We start from the raw sequence: 23,039 nt of genomic DNA, 5'->3' as shown, positions 1-23,039 counted from the left end.
TGGAGCTGCCCAGATTCACCACCAGGGCAAGCTCCACGGCCCGCTCAGTCGAGATCGCAGCTGATGGTGACGGGGAAGGGGGCCACCTGCCAGATGCGCTCGGCGTATTCACCGATGGAGCGGTCGGAGGAGAAGAAGCCCGAGCGGGCGGAGTTCAACAGCGACATCCGGTTCCAGCGCTCCCGATCGGCCCAGGCCCGGTTCACCTCCTGCTGGGCCTTGAGGTAGGCGCTGAAGTCGGCGAACACGTAGAAGGGATCGCGGCCGATGAGGTTCTGCAGCAGCGGGCGGAACAGATCTCCATCACCGTGGCTGAAATGCCCCTGCTCCACCAGGCGAATCACCTCCGGCAGTTCCTCGATCGTGTGCACCAGATCCCAGGGGCGATAGCCCGAGGCGTGCAGGGTGGCGATTTCCTCGGTGGTGTGGCCGAACAGGAAGAAGTTCTCCGCTTCCACCTGCTCGCGGATCTCCACGTTGGCCCCATCGAGGGTGCCGATGGTGAGGGCGCCATTCATGGCGAACTTCATGTTGCCGGTGCCTGAGGCCTCCAGGCCGGCGGTGGAGATCTGCTCGGAGAGATCGGCGGAGGGGTAGACCTTTTCCCCAAGCTTCACGGTGTAGTCCGCCAGGAACACCACCCGCAGACGACCCTCCATGTCAGGGTCGGAGTTGATTGTTTCGGCGATGCCGTTGATAAAACGAATAATAAGTTTGGCCATGTAGTAGCCCGGCGCTGCCTTGCCGCCGAAGATCACCGTGCGCGGCGCTTCCACCATCAGCCAGGCCATTCTTGATGCGCAGGTACTGGGCGATCACCTGCAGGGCGTTGAGGTGTTGGCGCTTGTATTCGTGAATCCGCTTCCACCTGCACATCGAACAGGGAGGAAGGATCCACCAGCAGGCCGTTGGTGCGGTGGATGTACTGGGCGAGATGTTTCTTGCCGGCGAGCTTGCTCTGCTCCCAGCGCTCCAGGAAGGACCGATCGTGCTGGAGGGGCTCCAGCCGGCGCAGCTGAGCGAGGTCGGCGACCCAGCCCTCACCGATCGCCTCGCTCACCAGAGCGGCCAGCGGTGGATTGGCCAGGGCCAGCCAGCGCCTGGGCGTGACGCCGTTGGTGATGTTGGTGAACTTCTCGGGCCAGAGGCTGGCGAACTCCGGGAAGAGCTGGCTTTTCACCAGATCACTGTGCAGGGCGGCGACCCCATTGACGTGGTGGCTGGCCACGGTGGCCAGGTGGGCCATGCGCACCGCCTTGCGACCCTCCTCATCGATGATCGACACCTTGCGCAGGATCGCTTCGTTGCCGGGGAAGCGCAGGCGCACCTGTTGCAGGAAGCGACGGTTGATCTCGAAGATCAGCTCCAGGTGGCGGGGCAGCAGGCTGCCGAACAGGTCGAGGCCCCATTTCTCGAGCGCTTCGGGCAGGAGCGTGTGGTTCGTGTAGGCCAGTGACTGGCTGGTGATCTCCCAGGCCTGATCCCAGGTCAGACGCTTGTCGTCGATCAGGAGCCGCATCAGCTCGGCCACGGCGATCGCCGGATGGGTGTCGTTCAGCTGCACCGTCCAGTGCTTGGGGAAGTCCGTCACCGGCAGGCCGCGGCGCTCCAGGCTGCGCAGCATGTCCTGCAGGGAACAGCTGACGAAGAAGTGCTGCTGCTTGAGCCGCAGCCGGCGGCCCTCGTCGGTGCCGTCGTTGGGGTAGAGCACCTTGGAGAGGGTTTCCGACCCCACCTTCTCCTCGACGGCGCCGTAGAAGTCGCCGATGTTGAAGGCGTAGAAGTCGAAGCTTTCGGCGGCGTCGGCGCGCCACAGCCTCAGGCGGTTGCAGGTGTTGACCCGGTAGCCCAGCACCGGCACGTCATGGGGAATGCCGATAGCATGCTCCACCGGGATCCAGCGCACGCGGTAGTGGCCCAGGTCGTCCTGGTAGCTCTCGGTGCGGCCACCGAAGCCCACGAAGCAGGATTGGTCCGGGTGGGGCACCTCCCAGGGCCAGCCCCCTTAAGCCACTTGTCGGTGATCTCCACCTGCCAGCCATCGCGAATCAGCTGGTCGAAGATCCCGAACTCGTAGCGGATGCCGTAGCCGGTGGCGGGGATTTCCAGGCTGGAGAGGGATTCCAGGTAGCAGGCCGCCAGGCGACCGAGACCGCCGTTGCCCAGGCCCGGTTCCTCCTCCATCTCGGTGATCTGTTCCAGGGAATTCACCCCGAAGCGGCGCAGGGCTTCGCTGGCCTGCTCCTGGATGCCCAGCATCAACAGGTTGTTGCCCAGCTGGGGCCCGACCAGGAACTCGGCCGAGAGGTAGGCCACCACCCGCTTAGGGGTGGCGCTGATCGCCTCGATGCCCGCCAGGTAGCGGGTCATCAGCCGGTCGCGCACCGCATGGCTCAGGGCCATGTAGAGGTCGTGGTGGTTGGCGGCGGGGGCGAGCTTGCCGAGGCTGAAGAACAGGTGCTCGGTCATGCCGGCGAACACGTCGTCAGCGGTGAGGCCGTTGCGGTTGGTGTCCGCGTTGCAGCCCGGGGTGGGCAGCCTTAGCTCCATGGGCAGGGTGTCGCTCAAAGCCGATCCTCCAGGGCGGGGTTCCAGCGCCAGTCGGTCACGTCAGGGCTGTCCATGCCGTGAGTATGGGCGTAGGCGCGGTTCTCGAGGATCAGATCCTTCATGCGTTCCTTCACGTGGGCGGCGCGGGAGCCCAGGGAGGGCACCCGGTCGATCACGTCGATCACCAGGTTGAAGCGGTCGATCTGATTGTTCATCGCCAGCTCCAAAGGGGTGTTGATGTTGCCCTTTTCCTTGTACCCGCGAACGTGGAAATTGGCGTGGTTGGTGCGGTTGTAGGTGAGCCGGTGGATCAACCAGGGGTAGCCGTGGAAGTTGAACATCACAGGCCGATCGGTGGTGAACAGGCTGTCGAAATCCCGGTCGCTCAGCCCGTGCGGGTGCTCGCTCGGCTGGGTGAGAGCAAACAGCTTGACCACGTTGATCACCCGGACTCTGAGCTGCGGAATTTCGCTGCGCAGGATCTCGACGGCGGCGAGGGTCTCCTTGGTGGGGATGTCGCCGGCGCAGGCCATCACCACATCCGGGTTGTCGGGTTCGGTGCCCCGGTCGTCGTTGCTGGCCCACTCCCAGAGGCCGATTCCCTTGGCCACATGCCGCTGGGCCTGCTCCAGGGAGAGGTATTGCAGATGCTTCTGCTTGTCGGAAACGATGATGTTGCAGACGTTGGTTTCCAGGAAGGCCTCCTCGGCCACCGCCAGCAGGGAGTTGGCATCGGCCGGAAGATACACACGCACCACCTCGCCGCTCTTGTTCCCGGCCAGGTCGATGAAGCCCGGGTCCTGGTGGGTGAAGCCGTTGTGGTCCTGGCGCCAGACGGTGCTGGAAATCAGGCAGTTCCAGGGGCCGATCGGGGCGCGCCAGGGGGCGTGGTGGATGCAGGATTCCAGCCACTTGGCGTGCTGGTTGAACATCGAGGCGATCACATGGGCGAAGGCCTCATAGGTGTGGAAGAAGCCGTAGCGCCCGGTGAGCAGGTAGCCCTCCATCATTCCCACCAGGGTGTGCTCGCTGAGCATCTCCACCACACGACCTGAACGGCTCAGTTCGCCGCCGCCCACGTCTTCCGGAAGCAGTTCCTCCATCCAGACCTTCTTGCTGACCTCGTAGATCGCCTGCAGCCGGTTCGAGGCGGTTTCATCGGGCCCGAACACCCGCAGGGAATCGGGGTTGCGGGCAATGGTGTCGCGCAACAGGGCCCCGAGCGGCGCGGTGTTCTCCACCTCCTCCTGGCCGGGCTGATCCACCGGCACGGCGTAGTGGGAGATCGGCGGCAGCTGCAGCTTGCGGCGCAGCTGGCCGCCGTTGGCATGGGGGTTGGAGCCCATGCGGCGGCCGCCTGCCGGTGAGAGGCTCTGCAGCTCCGGGATCAGGGTTCCGCCCGCGTCGAACAGCTCCTCGGGCCGGTAGCTGCGCAGCCAGTCCTCCAGCATCCGCAACTGCTCGGGATCCTTGTTCGGCGCCGGCAGCGGCACCTGGTGGGAGCGCCAGAAACCCTCCAGCTTCTTGCCGTTGAGTTCCGTCGGACCGGTCCAGCCCTTGGGGGAGCGCAGCACGATCATCGGCCAGGCGGGCCGGAAGGCCTCACCGCTGGAGCGGGCCTGCTGGCGGATGGCCAGGATCTGCCCCACCGCCTGATCCATCGCCGCGGCCATCGCCCGGTGCATGGCCTCCGGTTCGTGCCCTTCCACGAACAGCGGATTCCAGCCGTAACCGCGCATCAGATGCTCCAGTTCCTGATGGCCGATGCGGGCCAGCAGGGTGGGGTTGGCGATCTTGTAGCCGTTCAGGTGCAGCACCGGCAGCACGGCGCCATCGCTGATCGGATTGAGGAACTTGTTGATGTGCCAGGAGGTGGCCAGGGGGCCGGTCTCGGCCTCCCCGTCACCGACGCAGGCCAGGGCGATCAGCTCCGGGTTGTCGAACACCGCGCCGCAGGCGTGGGAGAGCACATAGCCCAGTTCGCCCCCCTCGTGGATCGAGCCCGGGGTTTCGGGGGTGCAGTGGCTGCCGATGTGGCCGGGGAAGGAGAATTGCTTGAAGAAGCGCCGCATCCCATCGGCGTCCTGGGATTTGTCGGGATAGACCGCGCTGTAGCTGCCATCGAGGTAGGTGGGGCCCAGCACCCCCGGAGCTCCATGGCCCGGCCCCGACAGGTAGATCATGTCCAGGTCGTGCCGGCGGATCATCCGGTTGGCGTGGGCCCAGATGAACGCCTGACCCGGACTGGAGCCCCAGTGGCCCAGCAGCCGGTTCTTGATGTGCTCGGGCCGCAGCGGCTCCCGTAGCAGGGGGTTGTCCTGCAAGTAGATCATTCCCACGGCCAGGTAGTTGGCCGCCCGCCACCAGGCGTCGATCAGGGCCAGTTCCTCCGCGCCGGGGTCAACCAGGCTCTGCGGGTCGACCTCGATCGTGAGGGGTTCCATAGGGTCGCGGCGCCGGACCGTCGGACCGTAGCCAGAGTTCGGCAAGGGACGGGCATGGAGCATCACAAGCCAGGGTCTCGACACCAACCCTCCGCAGCGATCCCCTTCGGGGCTGGTCAGAGTGGAGAGAGCCGCCTGGCCCCGCGATGAGCCATCCCCTGCCGGAGACCCTCAGGGGCTGGGGCCTGAGCTGGGGCGGCTGGCTGGACAACCGCCGCGGGGAGTGGTGGCTGCTGGCCCAGCTGCTGCTGATCGCCCTGCTGCTGCTGCTGCCAGCTTTTCCACCCCCGGCCGCCCTTGGGTTGGTGTGGCCCCTGGCCCTGCGGCTGCTGGGTGCCGGCGCCGTGGCCGTCGGACTGGCGCAAGCTCTGCGCGCCTTCCTGAACCTGGGGCCCAGCCTCACCCCCTGCCGGACCCCATGCCCGGGGCGCCCCTGGTGACCACGGGGGCCTATGGCCGGGTGCGTCACCCGCTCTATCAGGCCGTTCTGATCGCTGCCCTGGGGATGGCCCTGGCCCTCGGCAGCGTCCTGCACCTGCTGCTGCTGCTGGCCCTGGCCGCTGTGCTTGGCGGCAAGGCCCGGCGCGAGGAGCGGCAGCTGCTGCTCCAACACCCGGATTACGCCGGTTACCGCACCTCCACGGCGGCGATCGTGCCGGGGCTGCCCTGGCTCGACTGGCGCGCCTGAGGCTTCAGGGATCCTGATCGTTTTCCCGGTTGGCCAGGCTCCAGAACAGGCCGGCGAGCACCGCCATCAGCCCCAGGCTGCTGGCCCAGGCGGGTCCCAGGGCCCAGCTCACGGCCAGGTCGGTGAGCAACCCCACCACCAGGGCCAGGGCGAGACTGCTGAGGATCAAGGCGACCTGCTGGAGCCGCTCATCCAATGGGCCCTCCCCCAGGGCCTGCTCGAAGCGGGCCAGGGGGGCGCTCAGGGGCAGGTAGAGCGCCAGGGCCCACAGCGCCGAGCCCGGCAGCAGGGGGGACCAGTCGGGCACGGGGTGGCCTGCGATGGAAGCTCCCTAGCATCGACGACCTTGCGCCGTTCCATGGCCCCCTGGTCGTATCTGGACCATTCCGTGTTCAGCCTGTCTCGCACCCCGGACGCCCCGGTGGGGCCTGCCCTGCTGCTGGTGCATGGGTTCGGGGCCTCCACGGACCACTGGCGCTTCAACATCCCGGTGCTGGCGGAGCGCCACGAGGTGCACGCCATCGACCTGCTCGGCTTCGGCCGCAGCGCCAAGCCGGAGGGACTGGCCTACGGCGGCGACCTCTGGCGCGATCAGCTGGCGACCTACGTGCGCGAGTGCATCGGCCGCCCCACCGTGCTCGTGGGTAACTCCCTGGGGGCTACTCCGCCCTCGCGGCCGCGGTGGCCCTGGGCGAGCTGGCGGCGGGGGTGGTGCTGCTCAACGCCGCCGGCCCGTTCAGCGCCGAACAACGGGAGCCGCAGGGCTGGGGCGCCATCGCCCGGGCCACAGTGGGTTCGGCCTTGCTGCGCAGCCCTGTGCTGCAGCGGCTGCTGTTCGAGAACCTGCGCCGGCCGGCGACGATCCGCCGCACCCTCAACCAGGTGTATGTGGATCGCACCAACGTGGATGCGGAGCTGGTGGAAGCGATCCGGCGGCCCTCCAGGGATCCTGGTGCCTTTGGGGTCTTCCGCACCGTCTTCGACATCCCCCGCGGCCAGCCCCTCGATGGGCTGTTTGAGCAGCTCCAGGCGCCCTTGCTGCTGATCTGGGGCCTGAAGGATCCCTGGATCAACGCCGAGGGGCGTCGGGCCCGGTTCCTCGCCCATGCCCCCGCCGGCACCCGTGAGGTGCTGCTGGAGGCGGGCCACTGCCCCCACGATGAGGTGCCGGCGGTGGTGAACAAGGAGCTGCTGGGCTGGCTGGCCGAGCTCCAGGATCCGCGTCCACTGCCCCCTTCACCCTGATCCCCCATGCCCCTCAGCCAACGCGCCGAGCCCTACCCCCACTGGACTTACACCCACCCCGCCACGGGCGATCAGTTGCTACTGGTGCCTGAACGGGGCGGCCTGGTGACGGGCTGGAGCAGCGCCGGCCGCGAGCGGCTCTATTTCGATGCGGCGCGTTTCGCCGATCCGGCCCTCTCGGTGCGCGGCGGCATCCCGGTGCTGTTTCCGATCTGCGGCGGCCTGCCGGATCACCCGTTGCCCCAGCACGGCTTCGCCCGTGACCGGCCCTGGTCGCTGGCGCTGCTGGAGGACGGCGAGGGGTGCGGCTGCAGCTGTGCGACGACCCCAGCACCCTGGCCCTGTTTCCCCATCCCTTCCGCCTGAGCCTGGAGGTGCGCCCCCAGAGTGCGGCGCTGGAGATCCGGGTCCGGGTGGAGAACCCGGGGGATCAGCCCTTGCCGTTCAGCTTCGGGCTCCATCCCTATTTTCAGGTCACGTCCCTGGAAGAGGCGCGGATCGAGGGGTTGCCTGAGCAGGTGGTGAACCAGCTCACGATGGAGCCGGCCACCAGCGCCGAACTGCTGGAGGGCTTGCCGCAGGGGGTGGACTTGCTGGCTGCCCCGACGCAGCAGGTGCGACTGCTGGACACGGCAAGGGGCGAGGCGATCAGCCTGGAGACCACGGCCCCGTTGGATCTGGTGGTGGTCTGGAGCGATCCGCCCCGGCCGATGGTCTGCCTGGAGCCCTGGACGGCCCCCGTGGCGCCCTGCTCAGTGGCGACCGGCTGCAGCGACTGGCTCCCGGAGAAGCGTTGGATCTGCTGACCCGCTACAGGCTGACGCCGGCCTGAGCCACCCCTGGCAGCCGGCCCCGGGCCAGTTGCTGCAGGGGGTCGAACTGGCGCTTGAGCGCTTCGATCAGAAGCCGATCGGGGGCGTCCCCCAGGCGGCAAGTTCCGCCCCCTCGGGCTGCTCCAGCACCGTGAGATAGCCGCCCAGATCGATGCAGCGCCGCCGCAGCTCCTGCACCTGGTAGGGCGCCAGCTGACCAAGACCTGCGCCCGCCGGCGCCCAGGCCAGCCCCAGGCCGCTGCCGGCCCCGAGGGCCAGCGGCACCGCCTGAAGCAGGCGGTGGGCCAGCAGCTCGGCGCCGTGGGCGGGCAGCACCCCCAGCCGCAGCAACCAGCGCTCCTCTTTTTGGGGGCTGGTTGGCTCAGCAGGCCATCGCCCAGCCCCAGGGCCCGCAGGGCCTCGAGGCGCTCGCTGTCGAGGGGCTGGGGGTAAACGCCCTGGGCGCGGGCTTCGGCGGCGACCGCCGCGATTTGCTCGGCCAGGGCCTCGGGGCTGACGCTGGCCAGGCTGAGCAGCAGCGCCGGGGTTGGCTCCAGGCCCGTCTGGGCTGTGAGCGCCGCTCCCCAGAGGTCAATCAGTTCAGGGGTGAGGCTGGAGCTGAGCAGCCAGCGGCGCAGGCGCTCCAGGGCCTCGCCTTCCCCAGCAGCAGCAGGCCGCGGCGCTGGGGCGGCACGGGCGCTGTGCGCAGGGTGAGTTCGGTGATCAGGCCCAGGGATCCCCAGCTTCCGGTGAACAGGCGCATCAGGTCGTAGCCCGCCACGTTCTTCACCACCCGCCCGCCGGCGTGGGCGGCAATGCCGTCGCTGCGCAGCAGGCCAATGCCGATCACCTGGTCGCGCACCCCCAGGTGGCGGTGCCGCAGACCACCGGCCAGGCCCCGGGCCACCAGACCGCCGACGCTGCCGGAGTCGCTGCCATCGGAGCCGCTGCCCCAGGGCCAATCAATTGCGAGCCACTGCTGCCGCTCCGCCAGGGCTTCTTGCAGCTCCTTGAGCCCCAGACCGGCCTGGACGGTGACGGTGAAATCGCCGACGGCGTGGTCGATCAGCCGATCCAGCCGCCGGCAGCTGACCGCGGTGGCCTTCGGGCTGGGCGGACCCCAATGCAGGCGGCTGCCGTGACCGGCGGGCAGCCAGGGGTGGCCTCGGCGTGCAGCTGGCGCACCAGCTCCGGCAACTCCCTGGGATCCGGGGTGATCACGGCACGATGGTGCCATGCGAGCGCTCCCGAAGATCGTCGTTTTCGACGACGACCCCACAGGCTCCCAGACGGTTCACAGCTGCCCACTGCTGCTGCGCTGGGACCAGCCGGCGTTGGTGGAAGCTCTGAACGATCCCTCGCCGTTGCTGTTCTTACTCACCGACACCCGAGCCCTGCCGCCCGAGCAGGTGGCCGAGCGGGTGCGGGAGATCTGCCGGGCGCTTGAGGCGGCCCGCCAGGAGGCGGGTCTCCAGGACTGGCTGCTGGTGAGTCGGGGAGATTCGACCCTGCGGGGTCACTTCCCCTTGGAGGTGGAGGTGATCGCCGCTGAACTGGGTCCGTTTGAGGCCACCCTGCTGGTGCCGGCTTTCCTGGAGGGGGGACGCACCACGGTGGACGGGGTGCACCTGTTGCAGGGGGAGCCCGTGCACAGCACACCCTTCGGCCGCGACCGCTTGTTCGGTTACAGCAGCAGTTTCCTGCCGGACTGGGTGGAGCAAAAGACGGGCGGCCGCGTGCCAGCTGCGGCGGTGCGGCGGATCGGCCGCACCGAGCTGGAAGCGGCGATCGCCAGCCCCGCAGGAGCCCGAGCCCTGGCTGACACACTCCTGAGCCTGCGCGGCAACCCGTTCGTGGTGGCCGATGCCGAGCGGCCCCAGCACCTGGAGGCCCTGGCCGCGGCTGTTTGGACCGCCCAGGAGACCGGAGCGCGCCTGCTGATTCAGTCGGCGGCGGGGCTGATCCGGGCCCTGGCGGCCCTGACGCCCCAGCCCCTTAATGCTGCTGGCCTGGCGGCGTTGCGGCGTGGCCCCGCCCCGGGGGCGGTGCTGGTGGGCTCCCATGTGCCCTTGGCGGACGAGCAGCTGGCAGCCCTGCTGGCGGAACCCGATTGCGGCGGTGTCGAGTTGCCGGTGGAACGCGTGCTCGACAACCTGCGCCAGGGGAGACCGCCCGGTGAGGGGATTGAGACGGAGCTCCTGGAGGCGATGCAAAGCCTGCGCCGGCAGGGCCGTACCCCTGTGCTGTTCACCAGCCGCGGTGAAGCCAGCTGTGTCGACGAAGCCGAACGCCGGGCCTTCGGTGAGGCGCTAGCGGCGCTGATGGCCCGAATCGCCGCCGCCCTGCCGCAGGATCTGAGCTATCTGATCAGCAAGGGGGCATCACCACCCAGACCCTGCTGGCCGAGGGGCTGGATGCGGCGGCGGTGCGGCTGGAGGGTCAGTTGCTGCCGGGGCTTTCCCTGGTGTGGCTGTCGGCTGATCATCCCCGCTTCCCGCTGCTGCCGGTGCTCACCTTCCCGGGGAACCTGGGCGAGGCCGCCACCCTGGTCATGGCCTGGCGGCACATGGCCAGCGCCCGCGACGTCCACTGGGATCAATCCGATCCAGCCGGAAGCACCTAGGGTCACGCCCATCCGTACGGGCCCGGGCAGCCGGCTTTGCAAGCACTTCATGACCTTTCCAGCGCTGTTGCTTGAGGTGGGCAGCCACGAGATCGAGGTGGCCGAAACCCTGATCGGGGTTGGCCGCTTCGTGCTGATCTTCATTGCCGCCCGCGCCCTGGCGGAAGTGCTGGTGCGGCTGCAGTTGCCCACGATCCTCGGGGAACTGATCGCCGGGGTGCTGATCGGCCTCTCGGGCCTGCACCTGATCCTGCCGCCTGAAACCCAGGGTGAGCTCAGCTCCTGGTTCGTGAACACCATCTCGTCCCTGGCCCACCTGGGCCCCACGGAGGTGCGGGAGCTCTATGCCGAAACCTTCCCCAACCTGCAGGCGGTGGCCACCATCGGCCTGTTCTCGCTGCTGTTCCTCACGGGCCTGGAGAGCGATCTCGATGAGCTGATGGCGGTGGGCACCCAGGCCTTCACCGTGGCGACCACGGGGGTGGTGCTGCCCTTCGCGATCGGCACTTTTGGCCTGCTCTGGATCTTCCACGTGCCGCTGATTCCGGCTGTATTTGCTGGAGCGTCGATGACCGCCACCAGCATCGGCATCACCGCCAGTGTGTTCAGCGAACTCAAGTTCCTGCGCACCAAGGAGGGACAGATCGTGATCGGTGCGGCCGTGCTCGATGACATTCTCGGCATCGTGATCCTGGCGGTGGTGGTGGCCCTGGCCGCCAGCGGCACCGTGGCGATCGGGCCGATCGTGAAGCTCTGCCTAGCCGCCGTGGTGTTCGTGGTGGTGTCACTGGTGCTCAGCCGCACGGCCGCTCCCCTGTTCGACTGGGCGCTGGATCAGCTCAAGGCCCCCGGTGAGGTGGTGGTGGCCTCCTTCCTGGTGCTGTGTGTGGCCTGCTTCGCCTCCCAGGCGATCGGCCTGGAGGCGGCCCTGGGGGCCTTCGCCGCCGGCCTGATCCTCAGCAGCTCCCGCCATATCAAGGCGATCGAGGCGGCGGTGAAACCTCTGGTCGGCCTGTTCTCCACGGTGTTCTTCGTGCTGATCGGCACGACCATGGACCTGTCGGTGCTCAATCCGATGGATCCCGCCAACCGGGAGGGCCTGATCGTGGCCGGTTTCCTGCTGACGGTGGCGGTGGTCACCAAGGTGGTGGCCGGCTGGAGCTACCTCTGCAAGGAACCCACCAACCGGCTGGTGGTGGGGCTGGGGATGATGCCCCGGGGTGAAGTCGGCTTGATTTTCCTTGGGCTCGGCACCCAGGCCGGCCTGCTCACGCCTGCCCTGGAGGCGGCCATTCTGCTCATGGTGATCGGCACCACCTTCCTGGCGCCGGTGTTGCTGCGGCTGGTGATCAAACCCGCCCCCGCTGAGCAGCTGGCCTGAGGCAAGGCCGGGCCTGATCGGGGTGCTTGAGGCCCCCGTCAGCCGCAAAGCGCTTGGCGTGTCACCCAAGTGGCCCGGAAGCGGCCCCGCACCCGCTCACCCATGGGGCTCACCAGGTCGAAGCTTCCCAGCACCGGCTGGCCCGGAAGCACCGATCGGAAGCTGACGCGGCCCTTGAGCAGGCCGTCCACCCCTGGTCTTGGCTGCAGGGTGATCGAGCCGATCCTGGCGTCGGCAGGGAAGTCGAACGCACTCGGTTCGCTCAGGTTGGGCCCCTTCCAGATCGCGATCGAGAGCGTGGCGGCCGGTCGGTTGGGCCGGGCGGGCCAGGGCATGGTGACCGTGAAGGCGGCCCCGTCCCAGGGGCGCAGTCGTTCCAGATCTGGGCGGGCAGGGGCGTGGCGGCGGATCCGGGCTGTTTGGTTGGGCTGGCCAGCAGGTCGGTGGGCAGGCCCAGGGCCAGGAGGCCGCCCACCGTGACCAGGGCCCTGAGGACAGCTGAGGGGGATGGAGCGGCCATGGCTGGATCAGGAGTCGGGGGCGGCGCGCTGGGGGAACGAGATCTCCAACACAACACAACCCTGATCGGTCCGAAAGGGCCCATGGACCTCACCCGGCGGGCGGCTGGCGTAGTGGCCGGCCTCCAGCCAGATCCCGAAGGCCGCATCGAACAGCCGCCCACTGACGATGAACACCTCTTCCGGGTATGCATGCACCTTGGCGCCGAAGGCGGCCGTATCAGCGCCTGGGTGGAAGCGGGTCAGGCGCGTGATCTCGCCGGTGGCGGGAGCAAGGCTCAAGGTGAGCTCCTCGGCCTGGTGCTCGAGCCCCGCCACCGGCGTCCAGCGGTGGCGTTGGTCTTCGGCGTAGACGTTCCCATATGGGCTGATGCTTTTCACCGTGGTGCTTTTCACAGATCGCCCTGCTCGATTTCATCGAGGTAGAGGAAGGTGGGGGCATGCACGCCGGCCTCCTGGCGCAGTTTCACCAGTCCCGGCGATTCGAAGAAGGCGCGCGCCGCCTCGAGCGAGGTCCAGGCGGAGAAATGAATCACGTGGTTCGGATCGGAGGCCTCCCGCAGCAGCTGATAGCTGCGTTCCCCGGCTTTGCGGCGGATGCTGGCGGCGTCATCGAAGATCCGCTTCCAGGCTGGATAGCTCTCCACGGCATGGAGGATCAGCACGTGGGGCATGGGCGCTGGGCGTAGCCCCTGAGTCAAGCAGCGCCAGCGCAGGCCTCAGCGGGATTCAATCCTGTTGGCCGGGGCCCTCGGGCCCGTCATCGAGCTGGCGGCGCAGGCGGTCGAGTTCGCTGCGCAGGTCATCGAGATCGCTGCGGTTGCGCTCCCGTTCCTGGTCGGGGTACTGACGCAGGGAGCGGAACATCAGGCCGGCGCCGCCACCAACCATGGCCACCATCGCCAGCAGGCTCCACAGGCTGGTGGGCCGGAAGCTGAACACCAGGCTTTGGAGCACCAGCACCCCGAGGGCGGCGGAGGTGGCCCCGATCAGAAGCCAGGCCAATTTGCGGTAGGTGCCGGCCAGGAGCAGGGCAGCGCCGATGGCGAGGGGCACCATCAGCAGACCGAAACCCTGGCCATTGTCGAAGCCCATCAGCCCACCGAAGAAACTGCCTCCGCGGCCGGCCGAGCCCCTTCCGAACCAGCCCCCCAACCCCAACGACCCCTGGGAGCCCACCATCACCTGGCTGGTGAAGAGCACGATGCCGGCGGCGAACAGGGCCCCACCGAACAGGAACAGGAGGAAGTCCTCGGTGGGCTTGCGGCGCATGGATAGGGCCCAATGCGCTCATCCTGCGCAGGGGGCCGGAGGCTGTCAATCGCGCCTCCCCTCCCTTCACAGCCTCACCAGGGGACTCCTCCGTCACCCCCACCAACCTCAGCTGCCTGCGAGGCTCCGTGCCAGCAGTTGGATCGGATGCAGCACCTCGATCGCTCGCCCGGTGCCTTCCATGTGCTGACGGATCTGCAGCGTGCAGCCGATGTTGGCGCTCACCGCCAGGTCGGCGCCGGTGCCGGAGAGATCCTGGGCTTTGAGGCGGCCCAGTTCGGCGGCCTCGGTGGGCTGCACCAGGTTGTAGATGCCGGCGCTGCCGCAGCACACCCCTGCTTCTGTGGCCTCGCGCAGCTGCACGTGGGGGATGCGCCGCAGCAACGCCCGGGGCTGCTCGGAGATCCCCTGGCCGTGGAGCATGTGGCAGGCGTCGTGATAAGCGAGCCGCAGAGGCCGCTCGGCGCTGGCGGGTGTGCCATCGCCGTGGCGCAGGGGCTGCAGGCGCGCCATGGCCTCCTTGCTCAGGCCGACGCGTTCCAGAAATTCCTGGATGTCTTCGACCCGGGCGGCGAAGGCGCTGCCGCGGGCGGCCCAGGCGGGTTCGTTCGCCAGCAGGCGGTCATAGGCCTTGAGGGTGTGGCCGCAGCCGGAGGCCGCCACCAGCACGGCATCCAGGGGTTCACTCCCCGCCGGCTTGCCCGGGCCGATCACGGCGTCGAAGGCGATGATCAGATCCCCCGCCAGCTGCCGGGTCTGCTCCAGTTCCCCCTGGTGGTGGGTGACGGCCCCGCAGCAGTTCTGGGCCGGGGGGATCACCACCTCGATGCCATTGGCGCTCAGCACTTCGATGGCCGCCCGGTTCACCTCGGGATCAAACAGCCGCTGCACGCAGCCCAGCACCAGCCCCACCCGGTGGCGCCGCTCGCCCTGGGCGGGCACCACCAGGGGGAATCATCTGTGAACGCCTCGGGTGCCAGGGGCGGCAGCAGCCGCTCCATCGCCTCGAGCCCCGGCCCGAGCAACCGGGTGAGGCCGCTGGAGCGCGCCAGTCGTTGCAGCGGTGTGCCGGCGTAGGGGCGCAGCGGCGTCAGAAGCGCCCGAAGCCGCCGGGGGTAGGGCAGCAGCGCAAACAGCAGCTGACGAAAGCGGCGCTGGCCGGGACTGCGCAGCTCCGGCGCGTTGAGCTTGGGCCGGGTGGCCTCGATCAGTTCGTCGTAACGCACGCCCGAGGGGCAGGCCGTGACGCAGGCGAGGCAGCCCAGGCAGGAATCGAAGTGGCCCGCCACCGTGGCATCGAGTTCCAGTTCGCCCGCTTCAATCGCCTTGAGCAGGTGAATGCGCCCCCGGGGCGAATCCATTTCCGTGCCCAGCACCCGGTAGCTGGCACAGCTGGGCAGGCAGAAGCCGCAGTGCACGCAGGGGTCGCTGGCCGGGTTGGCCGGCAGTGCCGGGGCCGCCGGGGACGCGGCTGACAGGGCAGGAGCAGGCAGCTCAGTGGCAGGCAGTGGGGCGCTCATAGGAGCCAGTCTGCCCCGCTGCTTCACCCCCGAAGTGCCGCACCACGGCCTCGGCGAAGCCCGAGCAGCTCACCGGCTCCACCCGGGGCTCCATCAACCGCGCCAGGTCGTAGGTGACTTCGCCGTTGGCGATGGCGGCGCTGATCCCGGCGGTGATCAGATCGGCCGCCTCTTGCCATCCCAGGTATTCGAGCATCATCACGCCGCTCAGGATCACCGAACCGGGGTTGATGCGATCGAGGCCGGCGTGCTTGGGGGCCGTGCCGTGGGTGGCCTCGAAGATCGCCGCGTTGTCGCCGATGTTGGCGCCAGGGGCCATCCCCAGGCCCCCCACCACGGCGGCGGCGGCGTCGGAGATGTAGTCGCCGTTGAGGTTGAGGGTGCAGAGCACCGAATACTCCTGGGGCCGGGTCTGGATCTGCTGGAAGATGCTGTCGGCGATGCGGTCGTCGACGAGCACCATGCTCTTCCACTTGCCGTAGCCGTGGCTCTCGCCGATGGCCTCGATCACCCCCTTCACCTCCTCATCCACCGCCGCTTTCTTCTCGGGGGTGAGGCTGTCGTAGCCTGGTTCGATCATGCGCGCGTTGGCCTCGACCGTGAGGCCGTGGTTGCGCTCCAGGTTGGAGAGGATCCAGCTCTCGCGCTCGGTCACGCAGACGTCGCGGAACTCGGTGGTGGCCAGTTCGTAGCCCCAGTCGCGGAAGGCACCTTCGGTGAATTTCATGATGTTGCCCTTGTGCACGAGGGTCACGTGGCGCTTGGCGCCCTCGAGGCCAAGGGCGTGCTGGATCGCCTTGCGCGCGTGGCGCTGGGTGCCGAATTTGCTCACCGGCTTGATGCCGATGCCGGCCCCTTCGGGGATGCGGCGGCCCTTGAGCTTGCCGTTGGCGGGGATCACCTCGTCGTTGAGGTGGCGGATCAGTTCGATGCCCACCGGGTCATCGGAGGCCCACTCGATCCCCATGTAGATGTCTTCGGTGTTCTCCCGGTAGACGATCACATCGAGATCCTGCGGCCGCTTGTGGGGGCTGGGGGTGCCCTCGTAGTAGCGGCAGGGGCGAACGCAGCAGTAGAGATCGAAGATCTGGCGCAGGGCCACGTTGAGTGAGCGGATGCCACCACCGATCGGCGTGGTCAGCGGGCCCTTGATCGCCACGCCGAACTGCTCGATTGCCGTGAGCGTGTCCTGGGGGAGGTACTGGTAGGTGCCATAGAGCTCGCAGGCCTCGTCGCCCGCGAAAACCTTGAACCACTCGATCCGCCGCTCGCCGCCGTAGGCCTTGGCCACCGCCGCATCCAGCACCCGCTGGGTGGCGGGCCAGATGTCGACGCCGGTGCCATCGCCGCGGATGAAGGGAATGATCGGGTCGCTTGGGACGATCGGTTGGCCGTTCTCGAAGCGAATCGCCGTGCCGTTGGTGGGGGGCGTGAGCTTCTCGTAGGCCTTCTGTTCGGTGATCGCCATCGACGCCAGCAGTTGCGGAGCGCCGAGATTAGGTTGCGCATTCACCCCGTTCTGCTCAGGGGAAACGGCATGAACGCGGCGGATCAGGCACGCACCCTGGAGATCACCCAGGCGATCGCCACGGCGGCCGGCCTGTTTCGTCAGCAGTTCCCCGCCGCCAAGGCCAACCTCAACCCCTGGCGCGATGACCCGCTCACGCGTCAGTTTCAGGAGCGGGAATCGATCGACCTGGCCTTCCACTTCCCCGGCTGGAGCCCCCGGCTGCAGTGCCGCAGCTTGCTGGTGCAATTGCGCCTGGCCCAGCGACCGGAGCGCGGATCGACCGAGCGTCCGCGGCTTCTGGGGGTGTTGATCAGCGGCATGACCTTCCACGGCGAGCAGTGGCGCCTGGCCACCGTGGGCGCCTGGGAACCCAACGGCAGTCTCTTGCCCGAGGCCGCCGTGGTCACCAAGCTGCAGACCTTCTGCCGGGAGCTGTTTGAGCTGTTTGAGGGCGAGCGCTTGGCGGCCTGAAAGGCCAGGGCTCACCAGAGCACTCGAATCGGATAGAGCTGGATGGCTCGGTCCGAGGTCACCAGTTCAAGGCCGTGCTCGATCGCCTGACAAATGAGCATGCGATCGAAAGGATCGCGGTGATGGTCGGGCAGTTTGCTGAGATGGGTGAGCGCACCTTCTTGCAAGGGCAAGGTTTCGATGCCATGGCGTAAGCGCTCCCGCAGGATGTAAGCGGCAGGGGGCTCGGGAAACGGAAGTCGTCCGGCCTGGGCTTTGAGAACCATTTCCCACTCGCTCACCACGCTGAGGAAAAGGGGTCTGCTTGGATCGACAAGCGCGTCTCGGGCCTTGCTCGAAAGCTCATCAGGCGTTCGCAGCATCCAAAGAAAGGTGCAGCTATCGAGCAGCAGGCCTGGCTTCATGGGACCAGGCCTTCAAAGGCGGCCTGAAGGTCATCGGGAAGGGGTTCAAAAAAGCTGGGCGGGATGGGGATACCCGCATCCACCGCTTGGCCGAGTTGACGGGGTGCGCTGGGAAGGGGGCTTGCCAGCGGACGCAGTTCGGCAATGGTCTTGTTGCGTCGGCTGATCACCAGGCTTTCCCCCGTTCCACCCGATCGAGCAAGGCGGCGAAGTGGGTTTTGGCCTCTTGGGCGCTGAAGGTGGTCATCTGCTCAGCACCAAGTCTGGTATCAGACTAGGGGGACGACCCTTGAGCTGATCGATTGGTCGACCGGTAGACCGATCCGTTCGAGGAGATTGGCTGGCGCGTAACCCTTCGCAACCTTGCCGCCGGTCACCGGAAGCCCCCGCGTAGCTTTGAACGTCTGCCATGCCGCGTTTTCGAGCGCCCGTTTCGACGATGACCGTCGCCCTTGCCACCCAACTGCGTGAAGGGACCAAGAAGTCCCACACCATGGCCGAGAACACCGGTTTCGTGACCTGCTTCCTCAAGGGGGTCGTTGACAAGGCCAGCTACCGCAAGCTTGTGGCCGACCTCTACTTCGTCTACGCCGCGATGGAGGAGGAAATCGGCAAGCTCAAGAACCATCCCGTGGTGGGTCCGGTGGCTTTTGAGCAGCTCAACCGCCGCGAGAGCCTCGAGGCCGACCTGGCCTACTACTTCGGCCCCGACTGGCGCAACCAGATCAAGCCCTCACCCGCGGCGGCCGCCTACGTGGCCCGCCTCCACCAAGTGGCGGCTGAGTCGCCCGAGCTGCTGGTGGGCCACCACTACACCCGCTATCTGGGCGATCTCTCTGGCGGCCAGATCCTCAAGAACATTGCCCAGAAGGCCATGAACCTGGGCGAAACTGATGGCCTGAACTTCTACGAGTTCGAGGCCATCGACGACGAGAAGGCCTTCAAGGTCACCTACCGCGCCACCCTCGATCAGCTGCCGATCGACCAGGCCACGGCCGATCGCATCGTTGAGGAAGCCAATGAGGCGTTCCACCTGAACATGACCATGTTCCAGGAGCTCGAAGGCAACCTGGTGGCCGCCATCGGCAAGGTGCTGTTCGGCTTCCTCACCCGCCGTCAGCGCACCGGCAGCACTGAGGTCGTGGCCGCCTGAGCGCCCGGCTTTGCGTCCGCTCCGCTTTCTGGTCCCCGGCACCACGGGGAAGTTCCGCTGCGGCGGCCTGCAGGTGGAACTGCAGACCGCCCGCCTGGTAGGGGCCCTCACGGGGTCTGAGCTGGTCACCTACCGGCGCCGGGAGCCGGGCAGGCCGTTTCTTCCCGATCTGCTGCGCAACGAACCAAGCCCCGGCCAGGCCCTGTGGGTGGTGAGCTGGGGGTTCGACGTGCCCAAGCTGCTGCGGCGTCTGCGGGGCCGCCCCAGCGCCTACCACGCCCACAGCAGCGGCTATGGCTTCGATCTCCCCCGGGGTGCCGGTGCTGGCGGTGAGCCCCAACACCCTGGGCTATTGGGGCGATCGGGCCCCGCGGAACCCGTTGTTTCTGGTGCCCAATGCGATCGAGCCCCGTTGGGGCGACGACGGCGCCGTGCGCGATCCTGCCCGGGTCGCCCGGCGGCCGATCGACGTGCTGGTGCAGGCGCGTAAGAGCAGCGCCTATGTGCTCAGGCAGCTGGTGCCCGCGCTACGGGCCCGGGGGCTACGGGTGGAGGTGCAGAGCGGCTGGGTGGAGGATCTGGTGGATCTGTTCCGTTCCGCCAGGGTCTACCTCTACGACTCCGCCGACTACTGGCGCGGCCGGGGGTGAGCGAGGGCTTCGGACTGCCGCCCCTGGAGGCCATGGCCAGTGGCTGTGTGGTGTTCAGCAGCCATAACAACGCCTTGGCAGACTTGCTGGATCCAGGGGTGGTGGGCCATCAGATCGGCTGCGGCACGCTGGAGGTGGATCTCGGCGGATTGTGGCGGCTGTTGCGGAGCCAACGGTCTGGCAGCCTGCGGTCGCTGAATTGGAGACATTGCTTCAGCAAGTGGGCGAGGAAGTTCTGTTGCAGCGTTGGCGGTTGGGGCTTGAGCAGATCAGGCATCATTGGCACCGGGTTCTGAACCAGCGCTCCAGCATGCTTAAGGTTCCATCACCCCGTGCGTTGCGTTTTCGTCTATTCAAGGATGTACTTCTAAGCAAACTTGGTTTACTTTGACCGCATTTGCATCGCGTTCGGCGCCTAGCTTCGGTTGTTCCGCAAGAGCAGTCGATAGTAGATGGCCAAACAACGCTGTGAGAAGGGGCACCGCACCTTGAGCATGCCTAGCTCTAGGAGGTTGAATAAAAGTGCGTACATGAAAAGTGCAGTTAGACCCGTGATGGTGGCGTTAAAGCGTAGTCGACGCCATAGCCGAAGCCCCAGAGTTGCAAGCGCAACTAGCAGCGCCGCAAGTGGCAGGGTGCCAGATTTGGCCCAGATTTGCAGGGGTAGGTTGTGAGCATGAGTCAGCGGTCGATCGTGACCAGGTAGGAATATTTGGCAGAGTTGGCGAGCCTTGCCATAGCCTGCCCCAAAAAGAAAGCGATTGTTGCCACTGAAAGGTAGACTTGCATAGCAACGCCAAAGATCGATCCGGCCTTGGTCACTAATAAGATTTTCTTCTCCGTAGAGCTCGGTGGCTGCCTTTGTGAGCTCTTGAATCTGGGGAGTTTCGCGAAGAATGAAAACACCTAAAAGAACGATTGAGGTGCCAGCTAATACAGCCGCCTCTGGGCCTTTCAGTCTGAAGGTTTTCCAGTGACGTTTCATTGCGCCATGGCGCAGTGCCCATCCCATGATCAGGGTGATGGGAATGAGACCCAGTCCGGCTCTTGACTGGGTTCCAAGAACCATGACTGTATAGAGCAATGTGCCCAGTCCGATCAGCAGGCGGATGGGTTGGTTCTTGGTCAGCTGGAAAGCCGCCGCACCTGCAACGGCAGCCAAGCCTGACAGCAGGGCCGTATGGTTAATCAGTAAAAACCCCTAATTTGAATCCTTCGATATCGCTGGCGAGGATATGGACTAGGATACGATTCATGTTCAGCGCGGCTCCTGTGGCGACTGCCAGGCAGAGGCTTGTTGCCTGCAACCGCCAATAATCACAGGCTCTTGCCCTGGCCGCTCAGGAAAGCTGCAATCAGAAGCACGTAATCCATATGGGAAACCGGCCGTGGGCCTTCACTCAGCACAATTCCTCGCAAATTCAGTAGTATGATTGTACCTACCGCAAATGCCCAGATCCTTGATTTTGCTTGTCCGCATAGGCCAACGAGAACCCACGCGGTGGTCAGTGCAGCGCTGATCTGCGGCTCATCTGGCATCAGTCAAATGGCCGTGATCGCCAAAGCCAGCAATGCTGCTTCAGCAAGTTTAACAATCCATCGGCGGTTCATCGCTGATGCTTGCGGTGAAGTATCTGATATAGTGGCTGTGCGCAGGAGCCATGAGAACACCGCTCACAATAGAGCCTATCGTGTTGGTGTAGATACGAGCCAGGTGTGGGAAAACGAATGCAGAATGAATGGGAGCCTCCGAGATCAATCCGTATCGGAAAAGGCCGCGAAATAGGGATCAAGGATCGGCTAGCGGCAAGGCTGTTCAATGCTCTCAGCGGACGCCGGGGATGCAATCCAAGCACTGCCCACAGCTTGGTATTTTACCCTAGACAGGGACTTGTTTATAATCGTATTAAGAAAAGTGGCAATTCCTCAATGCTTTTGTATCTTAGAGATGCGATTGCCGGGGTTCCTGCAAATCCGCTCCAGCCCTATCATAGGGCTAAGGATGATGCCATTGCAATTGGCATGAACATTAGACAAGTGCTGAAGCAACCCATCGAGTTGTTGCGGCTTCAGCGCTGCTTCTATTTTGCTGTGATGCGGCATCCGGAAGCACGGATACTTTCTGCCTTTTTGGAAAAAGTTGGCTCTGGCCACTCCCATCGCTATAGCAGCGCTGGCGGCTTTGGTGATGCTAGCGCTGAAGGATTCGCTCGCTTTGTCGCTTACCTGGAGGCTGGTGGCTTGCACGATGATGCCCACTGGTGGCCTCAGGTTGATCTGCTGGCTTTGCCTCCGGATCAATACGATGCCATTTATCGGCTTGAGGAGCTTGCTCAATGGCTCCCGGCGCTGCTTGGCAGCCGCGGTCTTCGAACAACCGGGCTTGATCTGAGCGGCCCCCACAGGATCGAGCGCCAGTTCAGTGTTCCGGGCAAGCCCGCGAAGCTGAAGGGTGCTGCCAGCAGGCTCGATGTGTTCTTCACTCCGGGGCTGCGTGCGCGGGTGAACCGACTGTATGGGCAGGATTACCAAATTGGCGGCTACCCGTGGCCCGCATCCACGGCCGGACCCCTGGCCTGAGGTCGAACGGTTCTCTGGCTGGCCTCGTGGTGGATCGGGAGGTGGTTGTGCCGGGTACCACTAACTATACGACTTTAACTATTCTGGCTTCGGTGAATCCACGGGTGGGCAGTACCAAAGGGCTGGCTCTGTAGGCAGTAGCCCGGATTCACGATTCCGACGCAGAGTGCGTCTCCCTCAGGGCAGGTTGCTTAACAGCGCCACCTCGTACCAGATCAGCGCGCTCCTTGGCTACCTGCCCAGACAGCGGCTGCGAGGTCTGCTTGTGCTGCTCGGCGTGTCGTTGACAGTGGGCGTCTTCGATCTTATTTTCATTGGCCTTCTGGCAAGACTGGTGGGACGACCCTTGAGCTGATCGATTGGTCGACCGGTAGACCGATCCGTTCGAGGAGATTGGCTGGCGCGTAACCCTTCGCAACCTTGCCGCCGGTCACCGGAAGCCCCCGCGTAGCTTTGAACGTCTGCCATGCCGCGTTTTCGAGCGCCCGTTTCGACGATGACCGTCGCCCTTGCCACCCAACTGCGTGAAGGGACCAAGAAGTCCCACACCATGGCCGAGAACACCGGTTTCGTGACCTGCTTCCTCAAGGGGGTCGTTGACAAGGCCAGCTACCGCAAGCTTGTGGCCGACCTCTACTTCGTCTACGCCGCGATGGAGGAGGAAATCGGCAAGCTCAAGAACCATCCCGTGGTGGGTCCGGTGGCTTTTGAGCAGCTCAACCGCCGCGAGAGCCTCGAGGCCGACCTGGCCTACTACTTCGGCCCCGACTGGCGCAACCAGATCAAGCCCTCACCCGCGGCGGCCGCCTACGTGGCCCGCCTCCACCAAGTGGCGGCTGAGTCGCCCGAGCTGCTGGTGGGCCACCACTACACCCGCTATCTGGGCGATCTCTCTGGCGGCCAGATCCTCAAGAACATTGCCCAGAAGGCCATGAACCTGGGCGAAACTGATGGCCTGAACTTCTACGAGTTCGAGGCCATCGACGACGAGAAGGCCTTCAAGGTCACCTACCGCGCCACCCTCGATCAGCTGCCGATCGACCAGGCCACGGCCGATCGCATCGTTGAGGAAGCCAATGAGGCGTTCCACCTGAACATGACCATGTTCCAGGAGCTCGAAGGCAACCTGGTGGCCGCCATCGGCAAGGTGCTGTTCGGCTTCCTCACCCGCCGTCAGCGCACCGGCAGCACTGAGGTCGTGGCCGCCTGAGCGCCCGG

The 23,039-nt window shown here is 66.2% G+C and carries 18 protein-coding genes and 6 pseudogenes; 11 read left to right on the top strand and 13 right to left on the bottom strand.

Annotation, left to right across the window (positions count from 1 at the left end; all coding sequences use genetic code 11):
* Positions 1–44: 44 nt before the first annotated feature.
* Positions 45–2,550, bottom strand: a pseudogene (locus tag AAF143_RS05280) (glycogen/starch/alpha-glucan phosphorylase).
* Between the two features lie 14 nt (positions 2,551–2,564).
* On the bottom strand, positions 2,565–4,994 hold the full coding sequence (locus tag AAF143_RS05275; protein ID WP_255008613.1) for a phosphoketolase: 2,430 nt from the start codon (positions 4,992–4,994) through the stop codon (positions 2,565–2,567).
* A gap of 146 nt (positions 4,995–5,140) precedes the next feature.
* Here AAF143_RS05275 and AAF143_RS05270 point away from each other — a divergent pair.
* Positions 5,141–5,682 (top strand): annotated as a pseudogene (locus tag AAF143_RS05270) (methyltransferase family protein).
* Positions 5,683–5,686: 4 nt separating this feature from the next.
* On the opposite strand, the gene AAF143_RS05265 reads toward AAF143_RS05270, so the two are convergent.
* Positions 5,687–5,989 carry a hypothetical protein gene (locus AAF143_RS05265; RefSeq protein ID WP_255008609.1) on the bottom strand — a complete coding sequence of 101 codons (303 nt, stop codon included), beginning with the start codon at positions 5,987–5,989 and terminating at the stop codon, positions 5,687–5,689.
* 114 nt (positions 5,990–6,103) lie between these two features.
* On the opposite strand from AAF143_RS05265, the pseudogene AAF143_RS05260 reads away from it, so the two are divergent.
* From AAF143_RS05260 to AAF143_RS05250, 3 genes and pseudogenes are all read left to right on the top strand, one after another.
* Positions 6,104–6,927 (top strand): annotated as a pseudogene (locus tag AAF143_RS05260) (alpha/beta fold hydrolase).
* A gap of 6 nt (positions 6,928–6,933) precedes the next feature.
* Entirely contained in the window at positions 6,934–7,293 is a 360-nt protein-coding gene (locus AAF143_RS05255) for a hypothetical protein (protein ID WP_414026613.1), read from the top strand.
* On the top strand, positions 7,230–7,733 hold the full coding sequence (locus AAF143_RS05250) for a hypothetical protein (RefSeq protein WP_414026612.1): 504 nt from the start codon (positions 7,230–7,232) through the stop codon (positions 7,731–7,733). Before AAF143_RS05255 ends, AAF143_RS05250 begins: the two co-directional genes overlap by 64 nt.
* Positions 7,734–7,826: 93 nt before the next feature.
* Here AAF143_RS05250 and AAF143_RS05245 read toward each other — a convergent pair whose 3' ends face one another.
* Both AAF143_RS05245 and AAF143_RS05240 read right to left on the bottom strand, forming a co-directional pair.
* Positions 7,827–8,090: a hypothetical protein gene (locus AAF143_RS05245; protein WP_414026611.1), complete on the bottom strand. Its 264-nt coding sequence runs from the start codon at positions 8,088–8,090 to the stop codon at positions 7,827–7,829.
* A 244-nt stretch (positions 8,091–8,334) separates the two neighbouring features.
* The gene (locus tag AAF143_RS05240; RefSeq protein ID WP_414026610.1) at positions 8,335–8,976 is read right to left on the bottom strand and encodes an FAD-binding oxidoreductase; all 642 of its coding nucleotides are present in this window, start codon (positions 8,974–8,976) and stop codon (positions 8,335–8,337) included.
* Between AAF143_RS05240 and AAF143_RS05235 the strand changes: the two are divergent.
* Positions 8,975–10,362 (top strand): annotated as a pseudogene (locus AAF143_RS05235) (four-carbon acid sugar kinase family protein). The gene AAF143_RS05240 and the pseudogene AAF143_RS05235 overlap by 2 nt on opposite strands.
* A gap of 49 nt (positions 10,363–10,411) precedes the next feature.
* Positions 10,412–11,743 carry a cation:proton antiporter gene (locus tag AAF143_RS05230; protein WP_255008601.1) on the top strand — a complete coding sequence of 444 codons (1,332 nt, stop codon included), beginning with the start codon at positions 10,412–10,414 and terminating at the stop codon, positions 11,741–11,743.
* Between the two features lie 38 nt (positions 11,744–11,781).
* Here the strand turns inward: AAF143_RS05230 and AAF143_RS05225 are convergent, their stop codons facing one another.
* The 6 genes and pseudogenes from AAF143_RS05225 to AAF143_RS05200 form a co-directional block, all read right to left on the bottom strand.
* Complete coding sequence (locus AAF143_RS05225; protein WP_414026609.1) at positions 11,782–12,078, bottom strand: hypothetical protein; 297 nt, start codon at positions 12,076–12,078, stop codon at positions 11,782–11,784.
* Between the two features lie 192 nt (positions 12,079–12,270).
* Complete coding sequence (locus AAF143_RS05220) at positions 12,271–12,657, bottom strand: cupin domain-containing protein (protein ID WP_255008598.1); 387 nt, start codon at positions 12,655–12,657, stop codon at positions 12,271–12,273.
* On the bottom strand, positions 12,654–12,935 hold the full coding sequence (locus AAF143_RS05215) for a putative quinol monooxygenase (RefSeq protein ID WP_255008596.1): 282 nt from the start codon (positions 12,933–12,935) through the stop codon (positions 12,654–12,656). The genes AAF143_RS05220 and AAF143_RS05215 overlap by 4 nt, the downstream gene beginning before the upstream one ends.
* Before the next feature lie 55 nt (positions 12,936–12,990).
* Positions 12,991–13,533 carry a hypothetical protein gene (locus AAF143_RS05210; RefSeq protein WP_255008594.1) on the bottom strand — a complete coding sequence of 181 codons (543 nt, stop codon included), beginning with the start codon at positions 13,531–13,533 and terminating at the stop codon, positions 12,991–12,993.
* Between the two features lie 108 nt (positions 13,534–13,641).
* Positions 13,642–15,053 (bottom strand): annotated as a pseudogene (locus tag AAF143_RS05205) ((Fe-S)-binding protein).
* Positions 15,028–16,521, bottom strand: coding sequence for an NADP-dependent isocitrate dehydrogenase (locus AAF143_RS05200; RefSeq protein WP_414026893.1), 1,494 nt, complete (start codon positions 16,519–16,521; stop codon positions 15,028–15,030). The pseudogene AAF143_RS05205 and the gene AAF143_RS05200 overlap by 26 nt, the downstream one beginning before the upstream one ends.
* A 69-nt stretch (positions 16,522–16,590) precedes the next feature.
* Between AAF143_RS05200 and AAF143_RS05195 the strand changes: the two genes are divergently transcribed.
* The gene (locus AAF143_RS05195; protein WP_255008591.1) at positions 16,591–17,034 is read left to right on the top strand and encodes a hypothetical protein; all 444 of its coding nucleotides are present in this window, start codon (positions 16,591–16,593) and stop codon (positions 17,032–17,034) included.
* 11 nt (positions 17,035–17,045) lie between these two features.
* Here AAF143_RS05195 and AAF143_RS05190 read toward each other — a convergent pair whose 3' ends face one another.
* A complete protein-coding gene (locus tag AAF143_RS05190) occupies positions 17,046–17,438 on the bottom strand; it encodes a type II toxin-antitoxin system VapC family toxin (RefSeq protein WP_255008589.1) in 393 nt (130 codons plus the stop codon).
* 439 nt (positions 17,439–17,877) lie between these two features.
* Between AAF143_RS05190 and AAF143_RS05185 the strand changes: the two genes are divergently transcribed.
* Together AAF143_RS05185 and AAF143_RS05180 are read left to right on the top strand one after the other, a co-directional pair.
* Positions 17,878–18,591, top strand: a complete 714-nt coding sequence (locus AAF143_RS05185) for a heme oxygenase (biliverdin-producing) (RefSeq protein WP_255008581.1) — start codon at positions 17,878–17,880, stop codon at positions 18,589–18,591.
* 10 nt (positions 18,592–18,601) lie between these two features.
* Positions 18,602–19,632: pseudogene (locus AAF143_RS05180) on the top strand (glycosyltransferase family 4 protein).
* A 24-nt stretch (positions 19,633–19,656) separates the two neighbouring features.
* Here the strand turns inward: AAF143_RS05180 and AAF143_RS05175 are convergent.
* Positions 19,657–20,403: an O-antigen ligase family protein gene (locus AAF143_RS05175; protein WP_255008585.1), complete on the bottom strand. Its 747-nt coding sequence runs from the start codon at positions 20,401–20,403 to the stop codon at positions 19,657–19,659.
* Positions 20,404–21,107: 704 nt separating this feature from the next.
* Here AAF143_RS05175 and AAF143_RS05170 point away from each other — a divergent pair.
* A complete protein-coding gene (locus AAF143_RS05170) occupies positions 21,108–21,821 on the top strand; it encodes a sulfotransferase family protein (RefSeq protein ID WP_255008583.1) in 714 nt (237 codons plus the stop codon).
* Positions 21,822–22,317: 496 nt separating this feature from the next.
* A complete protein-coding gene (locus tag AAF143_RS05165; protein WP_255008581.1) occupies positions 22,318–23,031 on the top strand; it encodes a heme oxygenase (biliverdin-producing) in 714 nt (237 codons plus the stop codon).
* The last annotated feature ends 8 nt before the right edge of the window (positions 23,032–23,039 follow it).

The sequence above is a fragment of the Cyanobium sp. ATX-6F1 genome, assembly GCF_047395825.1.
Classification (GTDB): domain Bacteria; phylum Cyanobacteriota; class Cyanobacteriia; order PCC-6307; family Cyanobiaceae; genus ATX-6F1.
The sequence above is the reverse complement of the archived record's forward strand: the minus strand, read 5'-3'. Positions and strand labels throughout refer to the sequence as shown.